Source organism: Caballeronia sp. LZ035, assembly GCF_031451175.1.
Lineage (GTDB): Bacteria > Pseudomonadota > Gammaproteobacteria > Burkholderiales > Burkholderiaceae > Caballeronia.
Genome location: NZ_JARUXS010000001.1, coordinates 2377117 through 2392125, shown reverse-complemented (window position 1 = coordinate 2392125; position 15009 = coordinate 2377117). Strand labels below are relative to the sequence as shown.

General features: G+C 66.2%; 12 protein-coding genes. 8 read left to right on the top strand and 4 right to left on the bottom strand.

What is annotated here, in order from left to right:
* Positions 1 to 5 precede the first annotated feature (5 nt).
* The 3 genes from prfB to QCE88_RS11215 all read right to left on the bottom strand — a co-directional run bounded on the left by prfB (position 6) and on the right by QCE88_RS11215 (position 4031).
* Positions 6 to 1110, bottom strand: a protein-coding gene (prfB, locus tag QCE88_RS11225; protein WP_309901821.1) for a peptide chain release factor 2 whose coding sequence is annotated in 2 segments (ribosomal slippage) — positions 6 to 1037 and positions 1039 to 1110 — 1104 coding nt in all. Because the reading frame shifts where the segments join, the coding sequence is not laid out codon by codon here.
* A gap of 99 nt (positions 1111 to 1209) precedes the next feature.
* The gene (gene recJ, locus QCE88_RS11220) at positions 1210 to 2916 is read right to left on the bottom strand and encodes a single-stranded-DNA-specific exonuclease RecJ (RefSeq protein WP_309901819.1); all 1707 of its coding nucleotides are present in this window, start codon (positions 2914 to 2916) and stop codon (positions 1210 to 1212) included.
* Positions 2917 to 2927: 11 nt separating this feature from the next.
* Positions 2928 to 4031, bottom strand: a complete 1104-nt coding sequence (locus tag QCE88_RS11215; protein WP_309901817.1) for a regulator — start codon at positions 4029 to 4031, stop codon at positions 2928 to 2930.
* A 260-nt stretch (positions 4032 to 4291) separates the two neighbouring features.
* Here QCE88_RS11215 and QCE88_RS11210 point away from each other — a divergent pair, with 260 nt between their 5' ends.
* From QCE88_RS11210 to kdsA, 7 genes are all read left to right on the top strand, one after another.
* The gene (locus QCE88_RS11210) at positions 4292 to 5545 is read left to right on the top strand and encodes a lipoprotein-releasing ABC transporter permease subunit (RefSeq protein WP_309808861.1); all 1254 of its coding nucleotides are present in this window, start codon (positions 4292 to 4294) and stop codon (positions 5543 to 5545) included.
* Complete coding sequence (lolD, locus tag QCE88_RS11205) at positions 5538 to 6251, top strand: lipoprotein-releasing ABC transporter ATP-binding protein LolD (RefSeq protein WP_309901815.1); 714 nt, start codon at positions 5538 to 5540, stop codon at positions 6249 to 6251. Before QCE88_RS11210 ends, lolD begins: the two co-directional genes overlap by 8 nt.
* 24 nt (positions 6252 to 6275) lie before the next feature.
* A complete protein-coding gene (locus QCE88_RS11200) occupies positions 6276 to 7064 on the top strand; it encodes a TatD family hydrolase (RefSeq protein WP_309901813.1) in 789 nt (262 codons plus the stop codon).
* A gap of 58 nt (positions 7065 to 7122) precedes the next feature.
* Entirely contained in the window at positions 7123 to 9630 is a 2508-nt protein-coding gene (locus QCE88_RS11195) for a ComEC/Rec2 family competence protein (protein WP_309901811.1), read from the top strand.
* Positions 9631 to 9665: 35 nt separating this feature from the next.
* Positions 9666 to 10487 carry an alpha/beta hydrolase gene (locus QCE88_RS11190; protein ID WP_309901809.1) on the top strand — a complete coding sequence of 274 codons (822 nt, stop codon included), beginning with the start codon at positions 9666 to 9668 and terminating at the stop codon, positions 10485 to 10487.
* Between the two features lie 255 nt (positions 10488 to 10742).
* Entirely contained in the window at positions 10743 to 12431 is a 1689-nt protein-coding gene (locus tag QCE88_RS11185) for a CTP synthase (RefSeq protein WP_309901807.1), read from the top strand.
* Positions 12428 to 13282 (top strand): 3-deoxy-8-phosphooctulonate synthase, encoded by an 855-nt coding sequence (gene kdsA, locus QCE88_RS11180; RefSeq protein WP_309832694.1) that lies wholly within the window; start codon positions 12428 to 12430, stop codon positions 13280 to 13282. Before QCE88_RS11185 ends, kdsA begins: the two co-directional genes overlap by 4 nt.
* Before the next feature lie 243 nt (positions 13283 to 13525).
* On the opposite strand, the gene QCE88_RS11175 is transcribed toward kdsA, so the two are convergent.
* A complete protein-coding gene (locus QCE88_RS11175) occupies positions 13526 to 13654 on the bottom strand; it encodes a hypothetical protein (RefSeq protein WP_309901805.1) in 129 nt (42 codons plus the stop codon).
* A 20-nt stretch (positions 13655 to 13674) separates the two neighbouring features.
* On the opposite strand from QCE88_RS11175, the gene eno reads away from it, so the two are divergent.
* Positions 13675 to 14958, top strand: coding sequence for a phosphopyruvate hydratase (eno, locus tag QCE88_RS11170; protein WP_309901803.1), 1284 nt, complete (start codon positions 13675 to 13677; stop codon positions 14956 to 14958).
* The last annotated feature ends 51 nt before the right edge of the window (positions 14959 to 15009 follow it).

The following is a 15009-nucleotide window of genomic DNA, read 5'->3' as shown; positions in this document are numbered from 1 at the left end:
GCAGGTCAGACGCCCTGTTTCAGGCTCGCGCTGATGAAGTCGTCGAGGTCGCCGTCGAGCACGGCGCGCGTGTTGCTCATTTCGACGCTCGTGCGCAGGTCCTTCACGCGGCTCTGGTCGAGCACGTAGGAGCGGATCTGATGGCCCCAGCCCACGTCGGTCTTGCTCGATTCGAGCTTGTCCTGTTCGGCCTGGCGCTTGCGCATCTCGAACTCATAGAGACGCGCCTTCAGCATCTGCATGGCTTCCGCGCGGTTGCGGTGCTGCGAGCGGTCGTTCTGGCACTGCACGACGATGCCGGTCGGCGCATGCGTAAGACGCACGGCGGAGTCGGTCTTGTTGATGTGCTGGCCACCCGCGCCCGACGCCCGATACGTGTCCGTGCGGATGTCGGCGGGATTGATCTCGATCTCGATGGAATCGTCGATTTCCGGATACACGAACACCGACGAGAACGACGTATGCCGTCCGCCCGACGAATCGAACGGCGACTTGCGCACCAGCCGGTGAATGCCGGTTTCCGTGCGCAGATAGCCGTAGGCGTATTCGCCCTCGACCTTGATGGTCGCGCTCTTGATGCCGGCGACGTCGCCTTCGGATTCTTCCAGCACTTCAGTCTTGAAGCCTTTGCGCTCGCAGTAGCGCAGGTACTGGCGCAGCAGCATGGCCGCCCAGTCGCACGCCTCGGTGCCGCCGGCGCCGGCCTGGATGTCGATGAAGCAGTTGTTCGGGTCGGCCGGGTTGGAGAACATCCGGCGGAACTCCATGTCCTCGACCCGTACCCGCAGGGCGTCGGCATCGGCTTCGGACGCGACCAGCGTGTCCTCGTCCTCTTCCTCGCGCGCCATCTCGAAGAGTTCGTTGGCGTCGCTCAGGTCGCCGTCGAGCGCGGTGATCGTCGAGACGACGCCGTCGAGCAGCTTCTTTTCACGACCGAGCGCCTGGGCGTTCTTCGAGTCGTTCCAGACGTTCGGATCTTCGAGTTCCTTGTTGACGTCGACTAGACGCGCGGACTTGGCGTCGTAGTCAAAGATACCCCCGTAGCTCGCCCGCGCGACGGCGCAGGTCAGCCAGAAGGCTTTCGATCGCGTTGAGACGTTCCGCTTCCATTGTCGATCTTCGGCTTCGTAAAAAGAGCAAATTATAGCCGATCGACCGCGTTTTCCCGCGCCGGACCGGCCGTGGAGGCCGTTTTCAGCCTGCGTGCTCTCAGCCCGCGTGCTCGACGATCATCTGCACCCGCGCGACGCCATTCCACGAATCACTGACCAGCCGGTACGCGACGGTGGCGCGCGGCGGCAGCGGATCGACGTGGTTGAACCAGATCGCGTTGAAGCGCTGGCGGCCGCGCAGCAGCGACAGCTTCAGGTGCTTGTCTTTCACGAGCGCCTGCGAGGCGACTTCGAATTCGCCGGAGAACGTGGGCGCCGGAAAGCCCTGGCCCCAGACGGCGGCGTCGAGCATCTCGACGAACTGCGGCGTGAAGTACGCATCCTCGAGTTCGCCATCGGTTTCGACGGTGCGCGCCAGCGCGTCCGCGGTCAGCCATTCGCGCCCGATTGCTTCGAACGCGGCGGTAAAGCGCGGGATATCGGCGGTCGCGAGTGTGAGGCCCGCAGCCATCGCGTGGCCGCCGAACTTGTGGATCAAGCCCGGCTCGCGCTTGCTGATGAGATCGACTGCGTCGCGCAAATGAAAGCCCGGGATCGAGCGGCCGGAGCCCTTGCAGAGCACGCCGCTGTCGTCGGCATGGGCGAACGTGAACGAAGGCCGGTGAAAGCGCTCCTTCAGGCGCCCCGCGACGATCCCGATCACGCCCTGATGCCAGCTCGCATCGTAGAGCGTGAGGGTGGCGCGCTCGCCGCAGTCGAGCGTTTGCAGTTCGGCCAGCGCCTGCTGCTGCATGCCCGCTTCGATTTCACGGCGCTCGCGGTTCATGCCGTCCAGTTGCTGCGCAAGTTCCCAGGCGCGGCCGATGTCGTCGGTGGTCAGGCATTCGATGCCGAGCGACATGTCCGACAGCCGGCCCGCCGCGTTCAGGCGCGGCCCGAGCGCAAAGCCGAGATCGAAACCCGAGGCAGTGCGCGCATCGCGGGCGGCGGCGCGGAACAGCGCCGCGACGCCGGGCTGCATGCGGCCCGAGCGGATCCGCTTGAGCCCTTGCGCAACCAGGATGCGATTGTTGCAGTCGAGCTTCACGACATCCGCGACGGTGCCGAGCGCGACCAGATCGAGCAGGCCGTCGAGGCGCGGTTCGGGCACATCCTGATTCTGATAAGCGCCGCGGCGGCGCAATTCGGCGCGCAACGCGAGCAGTACGTAGAACATCACGCCGACGCCCGCCAGGCATTTGCTCGGAAACACGCAGCCCGGCTGGTTCGGATTGACGATGGCGCGCGCAGCGGGGAGTTCGTCGCCGGGCAGGTGATGATCGGTCACGAGCACGTCGATGCCGAGCGCATTCGCGGCCGCGACGCCATCCACGCTGGCGATGCCGTTGTCGACCGTGATCAGCAGTTCGGGCAATCCGGACTTCGAGCGGGCCGCCAGTGCGACGATTTCCGGCGTCAGTCCGTAGCCATACTCGAAGCGGTTCGGCACCAGATAGTCGATGTTCGCGCCGAACATGCGCAGGCCGCGCACGGCCACGGCGCAGGCGGTGGCGCCGTCGCAGTCGTAGTCCGCGACGACCAGCATGCGCTTGCCGGCGGCGAGGGCATCGGCGAGCACGACGGCCGCGTCGTCGCAACCCTTGAGGCCGGCGGGCGGATGCAGGCGCTTGAACTCGGTTTCCACTTCGTCGGGCGTACGCACGCCGCGCGCCGCGTACAGCCGCGCGATGACGGGATGCAGCCCGTGGCGCGCGAGCGCTTCGGCATCGGCGGGGGAGGCGGCACGGGTAACGATTCGCGTCATTCGGAGAAGCCTTATTCGATGAGCAGCGCCGCGACCGGCCGGCGGCGCCAGAATTTGCGCAGGTCGCCGCGCGTGACGGTGAGCGTGACCGAACCGGTGTCGCCGCACAGCGTCAGTTCGAGGCGGCCGAGCGAGCCGTCGCTGAGCGCCTGGAGCGCCGGCGCGAACCACGTCTCTTCGAGCGTCCTGAGTGCGGCATTCCAGCGCGCCCAGTCCTGTTCGATGAACGGCGCCGAGAACGGATCGAGTTCGACGAGCGTCAAGCCGGACGTGTCCGCCTTCGACAGCGCGGCGAACGACTCCGGCGGCCGCGACGGTTCGATGCCCGCCGCCAGCGCCAGTCCGCGCGTGGCGGCGGCCTCCGAGAACACGCGTGCAAACGGGCTCGTCACCGGACGCAGCGCGCCTTGCGCGTGCAGCCAGATGGAGTTGATGGCGGGCAGGCCGCGCGACTCGCGTTCGAGGTTCAGCGGCTGTTCGAACCAGGCCATCTGCACTTCGTTCTGCAGCTTCATCCACGCGCGCGAACGCTCGCCGGTGCGGGCTTCGTGCGGCAGCCAGATTTCGATGTTGCGGCCCGTCGCGCGCAGCGGCGCCGCGCCGGCCAGCGTGCCCAGCGCCGCGCCCGACACGTACCAGCGCAAGGGCGTCGGCGCCTGCAACATCAGGCCCTGATCCTCGATTACCGGGCGCGCCAGTTCGAGCAGCACGCGTGCTTCCTCGGTATGCACGCCGAGCGTATCCGGATCGATCAGCACCAGATGATCGTGTGCGATCCGGACATGAACCGGCTCGATGCAGGCCCACGACGCATCACCGGGCGTGCCGCCGTCGGCGAGCAGCATGAAGGGGGCGAGCGGGGCATCGTCTGAATAGCGCTGATCGGCGGGCGTGACCGCGCCGAAACGTCGCGCGATCCAGCGTTCGTGCGGCAGCGTGCGCTGAAAGTCTTCGCCGATCACGCGTTCTTCGAGCGTGGCGCGGGCCAGCAGTCTGTCGAGGGCCGCGCCCTCCAGGCCATGCAGGGCGGTGGCGGCATCCGTCGCCGAGGGCAGCGCGAAGGGCAGCAGGAGATGAAGTGCGGGGCGTGCGTGAGCGGGCATGATGCCCGGCATTGTAGGGCAAAGCGCTTTTGCCGATGCCACGCGCGGCGTGATTTCGACTCGTCCGCGATGCAGGTTCGTGCGTCGCTTTCTTCATATATGGCAAACTTTCGCAAATTTCACGCGCGGGGCGGTGACATCGGCGTCTTGCGGGGCGGATGTGCGTTGATCGTCATGCATCCACCACGGCCGCGCGGGCGTATTCACACGGTGTGATCGGGGCACCGCTCCGGGGCGCCGCAACGCTTGACCAGCAGCAAAAAAGGACTCGCTTGAAACTTCCGTACGAATGGCAGATCGGCTGGCGCTACACGCGCGCCAGCAAACGCACCACAGGCAACGGCTTCATTTCGTTCATCGCGCTCGTTTCGATGGCGGGCATCGCGCTCGGCGTCGCCGCGCTGATCGTCGTGCTCTCCGTGATGAACGGCTTCCAGAAGGAAGTGCGCGACCGCATGCTGTCCGTGCTCGCGCACGTCGAGATCTTCTCGCCGTCCGGTTCGATGCCCAACTGGCAACTCACCGCGCAGGAAGCGCGCCGCAATCCGGAAGTGATTGGCGCGGCGCCTTATGTCGAGGCGCAGGCGCTGCTCACGCGCCAGGGCGCGGTCAGCGGCGTCGCGCTGCGCGGCGTGGAGCCTTCGCTGGAGCCGGAAGTCTCGGACATCGGCAAGGAAATGCGCGCCGGCAAGCTCACCGACCTCGTGCCGGGCGGTTTCGGCATCGTGCTGGGCAAGGATCTCGCGATGAACCTGGGCGTGATGACCGGCGACAAGATCACGCTGGTCGCGCCCGAAGGCACCATCACGCCGGCCGGGATGATGCCGCGCCTCAAGCAGTTCACGGTGGTGGGCATCTTCGAGTCCGGTCACTACGAGTACGACTCCACGCTGGCGCTGATCGAGATCAAGGACGCGGAAGCGCTGTTCCGCCTGCCTGCGCCCACCGGCGTGCGGCTGCGTCTGAAGGACATGCAGCGCGCGCCGCAGGTGGCGCGCGAACTGGCGAAAACGCTGTCCGGCGATCTTTACATCCGCGACTGGACGCAGCAGAACAAGACCTGGTTCTCGGCCGTGCAGATCGAGAAGCGCATGATGTTCATCATCCTCACGCTGATCATCGCGGTGGCGGCGTTCAACCTGGTGTCGTCGCTGGTGATGACCGTCACCGACAAGCAGGCCGACATCGCCATCCTGCGCACGCTCGGCGCGCAACCGGGCTCGATCATGAAGATCTTCGTCGTGCAGGGCGTGACGATCGGTTTCATCGGCACGGCGCTTGGCGTGACCTTCGGCTGCCTGATCGCGTGGAGCATTCCGTGGCTGGTGCCGATGATCGAGCATCTGTTCAACGTGCAGTTCCTGCCGTCTTCGGTGTATTTCATCAGCGAGCTGCCGTCCGAGCTCGTGCCCGGCGATGTCGCGAAGATCGGCGTTATCGCATTTTTGTTGTCGTCGCTCGCGACGCTCTATCCGAGCTGGCGCGGCGCGAAGATTCGTCCGGCGGAGGCGCTGCGCTATGAGTGATCTGATTCCCGCCGACAACGTGGTGCTGCACGCATCGGCCATTTCGAAGGCCTTCGTGCAGGGCGGCTTCAACGTGCCCGTGCTCAACAACGCCCAGTTGCAGGTGATGAAGGGCGAGAAGCTGGCGATCGTCGGCGCATCCGGTTCGGGCAAGAGCACGCTGCTGCACGTGCTCGGCGGCCTCGACGAACCGAGCGCCGGCAAGGTCTCGCTGCTCGGCAAGCCGTTCACCGAGCTGAAGGAAAAAGAGCGCAACGAACTGCGCAATCGCGCGCTCGGTTTCGTCTATCAGTTTCATCATTTGCTGCCGGAATTCACCGCGCTCGACAATGTCGGGATGCCGCTGCGCATCCGCCGCATGAGCGAGGAGGCGTCCCGCAAGGAAGCGCAGGAGATGCTGGAGCGGGTGGGCGTGGGGCATCGGGCGAAGCATCGGCCGGGTGAGCTGTCGGGCGGCGAGCGGCAGCGCGTGGCGATTGCCCGCGCGCTCGTCACGCGGCCTGCCTGCGTGCTCGCCGACGAGCCCACCGGCAACCTCGACAGCGGCACCGCGGACACGGTGTTCAACCTGATGCTGGAGCTGTCGCAGACGCTGGAGACGAGTTTCGTGATCGTCACGCATGACACGGATCTGGCCGCGCGCTGCGACCGCATCGTCCGCCTGCGCGACGGCGTGCTGCACGAAGAGCCGGTGGTGCCGGTCTGAGCGTTTTGGTGCGAGGAGGGCGTCATGTGGATCGATACGCACTGTCATCTCGATGCCGGCGAATTCGACGCCGATCGTGACGCCGTCGCCGAGACCGCGCGCGCGGCGAACGTCGCGCGCATCGTGATTCCGGGTGTCGGGCGCTTCAACTTTGGCGCGGTGCGCGAGCTGGCGCATCGGGTCGCGGGCGGGGCGTATGCGCTCGGCATTCATCCGCTGTTCACGCCGGGCGCCACCGACGACGACCTGCGCGTGCTGCGCGAGGACATCGCGGCGAGCATGGACGATCCGCGCTTCGTGGGCATCGGCGAGATCGGGCTCGATTATTTCGTGCCGACGCTCGACGACGCCCGCCAGCAGTTCTTCTTCAACGCGCAACTGAAGCTGGCGCGCGAGTTCGGCCTGCCGGTGATCTGCCACGTGCGCAAGTCGCAGGACAAGGTGCTGAAAGGCCTGCGCGTGCATGACATCCATCAGGGCATCGCGCATGCGTTCAACGGCAGTTTCCAGCAGGCCGAGGCGTTCATCGCGCAGGGCATGCGGCTGGGTTTCGGCGGCAACCTGACTTTCGAGCGCGCGCTGCAGATCCGGCGGCTCGCGACCGATCTGCCGCTCGACGCGATCGTGCTCGAAACCGACGCGCCCGACATCGCGCCCGCGTGGCGCTACAAGCAGCGCAACACGCCCGATCAGGTGGCGCGCATTGCGCAGGTGCTGGCGCAACTGCGCGGCATCGATGAAGCCACGCTTTCCCTAGGCACAACGGCCAGCGCACACGCGGCGCTGCCACGGCTCGCGCTCGCTTCCTCATAATCGTTGCGGCGGATGCAAAGAGGTTTGCGTTCGCGACGGCAATGAGGACGAGGAAGCGGTGCGGGCGATTCTGCTGGGATATGCGTTGGGCGTCGGATGGTTGCAGCAGCAGGCGCACTTGCCGGGCGGCTTCGGATGGCTCGTTTGCTGCGTCGGCTTCGTCATTGCGATAGGGCTGGGTATCGCGAAGCCGCGGCTGCGCGTGGCGAGCTTCACGATTGCTGCTTGCGTCGCGGGCTTGGCGTATGCGGCATGGCGAGCGGAAGTGCGCTTGCAGCGGCAGTTGCCGGTTGCCTACGAACAGCGGGATATCGAGCTGAGCGGTTTCGTGCGCGGCATGTCCGACGTGCGCGCCGACGGCACGCGTTTGCTCTTCGAAGTCGAATCGAATGGCGCGAGGCTCAAAGACTTTCCACGCGTCGTGCGCTTGCTGTGGATGCAGAAGGACGGCGTGCCGCTGCCAGCCCTCTACGCGGGTGAGCGCTGGCGATTGACTGCGCGCCTGAAACGCCCGCACACCGAAGCGAACTTCGCACTTCGGGATGGCGAAGCGAGCTTGCTGGAACGCGATATCCGCGCGACGGGCGTCATCTCCGCCACGCCTGCGCCGCAGCGTTTGAAGCCAGACGCGAGCGGGCCGCTGCTGGCGCTCGACCGCTTGCGCACGCGCTTGCGTGAGCGCATCGAAAGCGTGCTCCACGATGCGCCGCATCGAGGCGTCGTAGTCGCGCTCGCGGTCGGCGCGCAGAACGCCGTCAGCGACGAAGACTGGCGCGTGATGCGCGCCACCGGCACGAGTCACCTCGTCGCGATCTCCGGCTTGCATATCGGCTTCGTTGCGGGACTGGCGGGTTTGCTGTGTGGCTTCGTCTGGAAGCGCCTGAGACTGCGTGGCGTCCCCGCGCCGCTGATCGCGGCGGCGCCGAAGGTGGCGATGCTCGGCGCGGCCGCGTGCGCCGCGTTCTACGCCGCGCTGGCCGGCTTCAATGTGCCCGCGCAACGCACCCTGTGGATGCTGCTGATTGCCGGCTGCGCACTGCTGAGCGGCCGGCGGCCGGCGTCGTCGCTGGTGTTGCTGTGGGCGCTCGCGTGCGTACTGACCGCCGATCCGTGGGCGGTGACGTCGCCGGGCTTCTGGCTGTCGTTCGGTGCCGTGGCCGCGATTCTCTTCGCGCTCGCTTCGGCGGGCCGCGCCGCCTCCCGGCCGACGACGCAGGATGACGACGACATCGACCAATGGGATCGCGCCGATCCGAGTGAAGTAGGGCAGCGGCCCGCGCCGTCCTCCGGCGCGCGTCGCACTGTCGCACGTGTGCTTCACTTCATGCAGCGCTGCGCGCGTCGCGTGCGGCATCGGATGGCAGCCGGCGTGCGCGTTCAGTACGCGGTGACGCTCGCGCTCGCGCCGCTCACCGTCTGGTGGTTCTCGCAGATTCCCTTGCTCGGGCCGCTCGCGAACGCCTTCGCCATTCCATGGATCAGCGCACTCGTGACGCCCGCGACGCTCGCCGGCCTGCTGTTGCCCGCGCCGTTCGACGCGCCCGTGCTGCATGTCGCCCACGCCGCGCTCGCCGTGCTGTGCGATCTGCTCGCGCGCCTCGCCGCCGCGGCGCCCGCGTCGCTGTGGCAGTTGCCCCGGCCGGAGCCGTTCGCGCTGGCGGCGGCGTGCATCGGCGTTGCATGGGCATTGGCGCCGCCGGGCTGGCCGCTGCGCTGGGCCGCGCCGCTGACCTGGTTGCCGCTGCTCGCGACCGCGCCGCATCCCGCGCCGCCGGGCGCATTCCGTGTGACCGCGCTGGATGTCGGACAGGGCGCGGCGCTCGTCATCGAAACCGCGCATCATGCGCTGCTGTTCGACGCCGGTCCCGGCCCGGAATCGAACCATGCGGGCGAGCGCATCGTCGCGCCCTATCTGCTCGCCACCGGCGTGACCGCACTCGATGCGCTCGTCGTCAGTCATTCCGATTCGGATCACGCGGGCGGCGCGCCGGCCGTGCTGCGGACGGTCGCCGTGCGGCAACTGCTCGCCTCGCTGCCGGCGCAGGACGTGCTCTGGGCATCCGCTCGCACGCGCGGCATCGAGACGCTGCGCTGCGCGGCGGGCCAGCGCTGGCAGTGGGACGGCGTCGAGTTTCGCGTGCTGTGGCCGGAGCCTGCGCCGCTCACGGGCAAGCCCAACGGGCAGTCGTGCGTGCTCAAGGTGACGAGCGCGGCGGGGCGGGCGGCGCTCTTCACGGCGGATATCGAAGCCGACGTCGAACGCATGCTGATTGCGCAGGACCGCGACGCCCTGCGCGCCGACCTGCTGATCGCGCCGCATCACGGCAGCCGCACGTCGTCGACCGAGCCCTTCCTCGACGCCGTCGAGCCGCGCGCCGCGCTATTTCAGGTAGGCTATCGCAACCGTTTTCATCACCCGAATGCCAGCGTGTTCGCGCGCTACGGCCTGCGCGCCATACCGCTGTCACGCAGCGACGAAGACGGCGCAGCGCGCGTCGAGATCGGCGCGGACCTCACGCTCGAACGCTTCAGGCACACGCACGCCCGCTACTGGATGGGGCGCTGATCAGAACAAAAGGAACGGCACGGAGGCGTCCCCGCGTGAAAGACATCATCCAGTTTTCGCATGCGAACGGTTTTCCCGCATCGACCTATCGCACGATGTTTGCCGAACTGGCCGACGAATTCGAGATTCGCGGTATCGAATGCATCGGTCACGATCCGCGCTTTCCGGTTACGCAGGACTGGCCGCATCTGGTGGAACAGCTCATCGACGACATGAACCGCCAGCGCGGTCACGCCGACGGCGAACCCGCGAAAGTCTGGCTCGTCGGGCATTCGCTGGGCGGCTATGTCTCGCTGCTGGCGGCGCTGAAGCGGCCGAACTGGGTGAAGGGCGTCGTGATGCTCGATTCGCCGGTGATCGCGGGCTGGAAAAGCGGTTTGCTGCGCATCACGCAATGGACCGGACTGGACGAGCGGCTGTCGCCCGCCGCCGCCACGCGCAAGCGGCGCACGCACTGGGCGAGCCGCGACGAGGCATGGCGGCACTTCCACGCCAAGCCCGCCTTCGCGCGCTGGGACGAGCGCATGCTGGCCGACTACATCGACCGCGGCATGCGCGAAGCGCAGCCGGACGGCGGGCGCACACTCGCCTTCGACCGGCAGGTCGAATATCGGATCTATCGGACCTTGCCGCACACGCTCGGCGCGCGGCTCGCGCACGGCGCGCCGGTGCCGGTGGGCTTCATCGCGGGGACGCGCTCGCGCGAGGTGCGCCACGTGGGGCTCGGCATGACGCGGCGGGTCGTCGGCGAGCGGCTCGAATGGATGGACGGCAGCCATCTGTTCCCGATGGAACGCCCCATCGACACCGCCCGCGCCGTGCAGCGCATGATCACGTCGATGCGCGACGCCGGCTGACGCCGCGCTGACCGGCCCTATGCCGGCTTGTAAAAGGGCACGAGGCCCACATCGCCGTGCAGCGCATGATCGCGTCGATGCGCGCAGCCGTATTCCAGACATGAAAAAGGCCACGACGCCCGCCTGCCGCGCGGCGAAACGATCTCCCGGAAACCGGATGAAAACGCGCGCATTCGCAGCCCGTCCGGCGTCCAGGCACGCTTCGTGGGGCGCGGCCTTTACGGTATAATCCGTTTTTCCCGCGAGCATCTAGCGATGACCAAATATGTATTCGTCACCGGCGGCGTAGTGTCTTCCCTCGGCAAGGGTATTGCCGCCGCCTCCCTCGCCGCGATCCTCGAATCGCGCGGTCTGAAAGTCACCCTCCTCAAGCTCGATCCCTACATCAACGTCGACCCCGGCACGATGTCCCCGTTTCAGCACGGCGAAGTGTTCGTGACGGAAGACGGCGCGGAAACCGACCTCGACCTCGGCCATTACGAGCGCTTCATCAGCACGAAGATGCGCAAGGCCAACAACTTCACCACCGGCCAGATCTACGAATCGGTGATCCGCAAGGAACGCCGCGGCGAGTACCTCGGCAAGACGGTGCAGGTCATTCCGCACATCACCAACGAAATCCAGGCGTTCGTCGAACGCGGCGCGGCAGCGGCCACCTGCGGCCAGCCGGATGTCGCGATCGTCGAGATTGGCGGCACGGTGGGCGACATCGAATCGCTGCCGTTCCTCGAAGCCGCGCGCCAGATGAGCCTGCGCATGGGCCGCAACAGCGCGTGCTTCGTGCACCTGACGCTCGTGCCGTTCATCGCCACCGCCGGCGAACTGAAGACCAAGCCCACGCAGCACAGCGTGCAGAAGCTGCGCGAAATCGGTATCTATCCGAACGTGCTGCTGTGCCGCGCCGACCGCCCGATTCCCGACGACGAGCGCTCGAAGATCTCGATGTTCTCGAACGTGCCGGAAGACGCCGTGATTTCCGTGTGGGACGCGGACAGCATCTACAAGATTCCGCAGATGCTGAACGACCAGCATCTCGACGACATCATCTGCGAAGCGCTGAAGCTCGCGCCGCCGCCGGCCGACCTCGCGATGTGGGCGGACCTCGTGCAGAAGCTCGAGCATCCGAAGAGCGAAGTGACCATCGGCATGGTCGGCAAGTATGTCGAGCTCACCGAGTCGTACAAGTCGCTGATCGAGGCGCTGCGCCACGCGGCCATCCATACGTCGACCAAGGTCAACATCGAGTACATCGACTCCGAGCAGATCGACGCCGAAGGCACCGACGCCCTCAAGCATCTCGACGCCGTGCTGGTGCCGGGCGGCTTCGGCCGGCGCGGCACGGAAGGCAAGATCAAGGCAATCCGCTACGCGCGCGAATCGAAGACGCCGTATCTCGGCATCTGTCTCGGCATGCAGCTCGCGGTGATCGAGTTCGCGCGCGACGTCGCCGGTCTCGCGGATGCGAACTCCACCGAGTTCGATCAGGACACGCAGAACCCGGTCGTCGCCCTCATCACCGAGTGGTACGACCGCGCGGGCCGCGTCGAAAAGCGCAGCGAGGAATCGGATCTCGGCGGCACCATGCGCCTCGGTTCGCAGAAGTGCCCGATCAAGCCCGGCACCATGGCCGAGCGCATCTATGGCACGGATGTGAACGAGCGTCATCGGCACCGTTATGAAGTCAATAACCGTTTCGTGCCCCAGCTCGAAGCAGGCGGGCTTATCATCAGCGCCCGTACCCCGAGCGAGGACCTGCCCGAAATGATGGAGCTGCCGCACGCGCTGCATCCGTGGTTCGTCGGTGTGCAGTTCCACCCCGAGTTCACCTCGACGCCGCGCGACGGGCATCCGCTCTTCAAGGCCTTCGTCGAAGCCGCGCGCGCGCATGCGCAAGGCGCGGGTGCGACGTCGCAGTCCAAGGCGACCGCTGGAGCGCAAGCATGAAGCTGTGTCACTTCGAAGCGGGTCTGGACCAGCCGTTCTTCCTGATCGCGGGAACGTGTGTCGTCGAGTCGGAGCAGATGACCATTGACGTCGCCGGACGGCTGAAGGAAATCACCACGAAGCTCGGCATTCCGTTCATCTACAAGTCGTCGTTCGACAAGGCCAACCGCAGCTCGGGCAAGTCGTATCGCGGCCCGGGCATGGACGAAGGCCTGCGCATCCTGGGTGAAGTGAAGAAGCAACTGGGCGTGCCGGTCCTCACGGACGTGCATGCGGAAGAGGAAATCGAAGCGGTGGCATCGGTCGTGGACGTGCTGCAGACGCCCGCTTTCCTGTGCCGCCAGACGGATTTCATCCACGCGTGCGCGCGTTCGGGCAAGCCGGTCAACATCAAGAAGGGCCAGTTTCTCGCGCCGCACGACATGAAGAACGTGATCGACAAGGCACGCGACGCCGCGCGCGAAGCGGGCTTGTCGGACGACCGCTTCATGGCGTGCGAGCGCGGCGTGTCGTTCGGTTATAACAACCTCGTCTCCGACATGCGCTCGCTCGCGATCATGCGCGAGACGAACGCGCCGGTCGTGTTCGACGCCACCCACTCGGTGCAGTTGCCGGGCGGGCAGGGCACCAGTTCCGGCGGCCAGCGCGAATTCGTGCCGGTGCTGGCGCGCGCGGCGATTGCCACGGGTGTCGCGGGCGTGTTCATGGAGACGCATCCGGACCCGGCCTGCGCGAAATCGGACGGTCCGAATGCAGTGCCGCTGCATCGCATGGAAGCGCTGCTGGAAACGCTCATCACGATCGATCGCGCTGTAAAAAGCGGTCCGTTCCTCGAAAGCGATTTCAATTGAAATCGAGCGCAACCGCCATTGCAGTTTCGCGGTGAAGAAGTACGATAGCGGGCGCCCATGTCGGCGCCCGCATGCAGAACAGCGGTCACGTGATGTGGCCGTGCAGGAGGAGCGGGCCGTGCCTGATGTGTTCGAAGGCAGGGCCGTCATGACGAACCTGAAGCCGAACCTGAAGCCGGATTTGAAGCATTCAGCGGTCACGCACGCAGTATCGTGACCGCATGGCAGCGTCGGCCGCGCTTGTCATGAGTCGCGAAACGCCGTCGCGCCACTGAACCGGCGGGTCGTGCAGAAGAGCCGGGCGAAGCGCAGCAGGCGCGAGCGCCACGGCCAGTCCGGCCCCGCCGCGTCGTAACGCCTGACAGAATTCATCGTCATTTCTTGAGGAAACCATGAGTGCTATCGTAGATATCATCGGCCGCGAGATTCTCGATTCGCGAGGCAATCCCACTGTCGAATGCGACGTGTTGCTCGAATCGGGCACGATGGGCCGCGCCGCGGTGCCGTCGGGTGCGTCCACCGGTTCGCGCGAAGCCATCGAACTGCGCGACGACGAAGCCGGCCGCTACAACGGCAAGGGCGTGCTGAAAGCCGTCGAACACATCAACACCGAGATTTCCGAAGCCATCATGGGCCTCGACGCCTCGGAACAAGCCTTCCTCGACAAGACCCTGCTCGAACTCGACGGCACCGACAACAAGTCGCGCCTCGGCGCGAACGCGATGCTGGCCGTGTCGATGGCCGTCGCAAAGGCCGCCGCTGAAGAAGCCGGTCTGCCGCTGTACCGCTATTTCGGCGGCTCGGGCGCCATGCAACTGCCGGTGCCGATGATGAACATCGTCAACGGCGGCGCGCACGCGAACAACAGCCTGGACATCCAGGAATTCATGATCGTGCCGGTGAGCCAGCCGACCTTCCGCGAAGCACTGCGCTGCGGCGCCGAAGTGTTCCACGCGCTGAAGAAGATTCTGGCCGAGCGCGGCATGAGCACCGCCGTGGGCGACGAAGGCGGCTTCGCGCCGAACTTCGGCAGCAACGACGAGTGCCTGTCCACGATTCTGCAAGCCATCGAGAAGGCGGGTTATCGCGCCGGTGAAGACGTGCTGCTCGCGCTCGATTGCGCGGCGAGCGAGTTCTATCACGACGGCAAGTACCAGCTCGCGGGCGAAGGCCTGCAACTGTCGTCGACCGAATTCGCCGACTACCTCGCCACGCTGGCCGACAAGTTCCCGATCGTCTCGATCGAGGACGGCATGCACGAGTCCGACTGGGACGGCTGGAAGACGCTGACCGACAAGCTCGGCAAGAAGATCCAGCTGGTCGGCGACGATCTCTTCGTGACCAACACGCGCATCCTGAAGGAAGGCATCGAGAAGGGCATCGCCAACTCGATCCTCATCAAGATCAACCAGATCGGCACGCTGACGGAAACTTTCGCGGCCATCGAAATGGCCAAGCGCGCGGGCTATACGGCCGTCATCTCGCATCGTTCGGGCGAGACGGAAGATTCGACCATCGCGGATATCGCGGTTGGCCTGAATGCCGGCCAGATCAAGACCGGCTCGCTGTCGCGCAGCGACCGCATCTCGAAGTACAACCAGCTGCTGCGCATCGAGGAAGATCTCGGCGATATCGCGAGCTATCCGGGCAAGTCGGCGTTCTACAACCTGCGCTAAAGCTTTCGCCGCTTTAGTCGATAAGGGTTCGTCAGTCTTATTTCCAGCCCG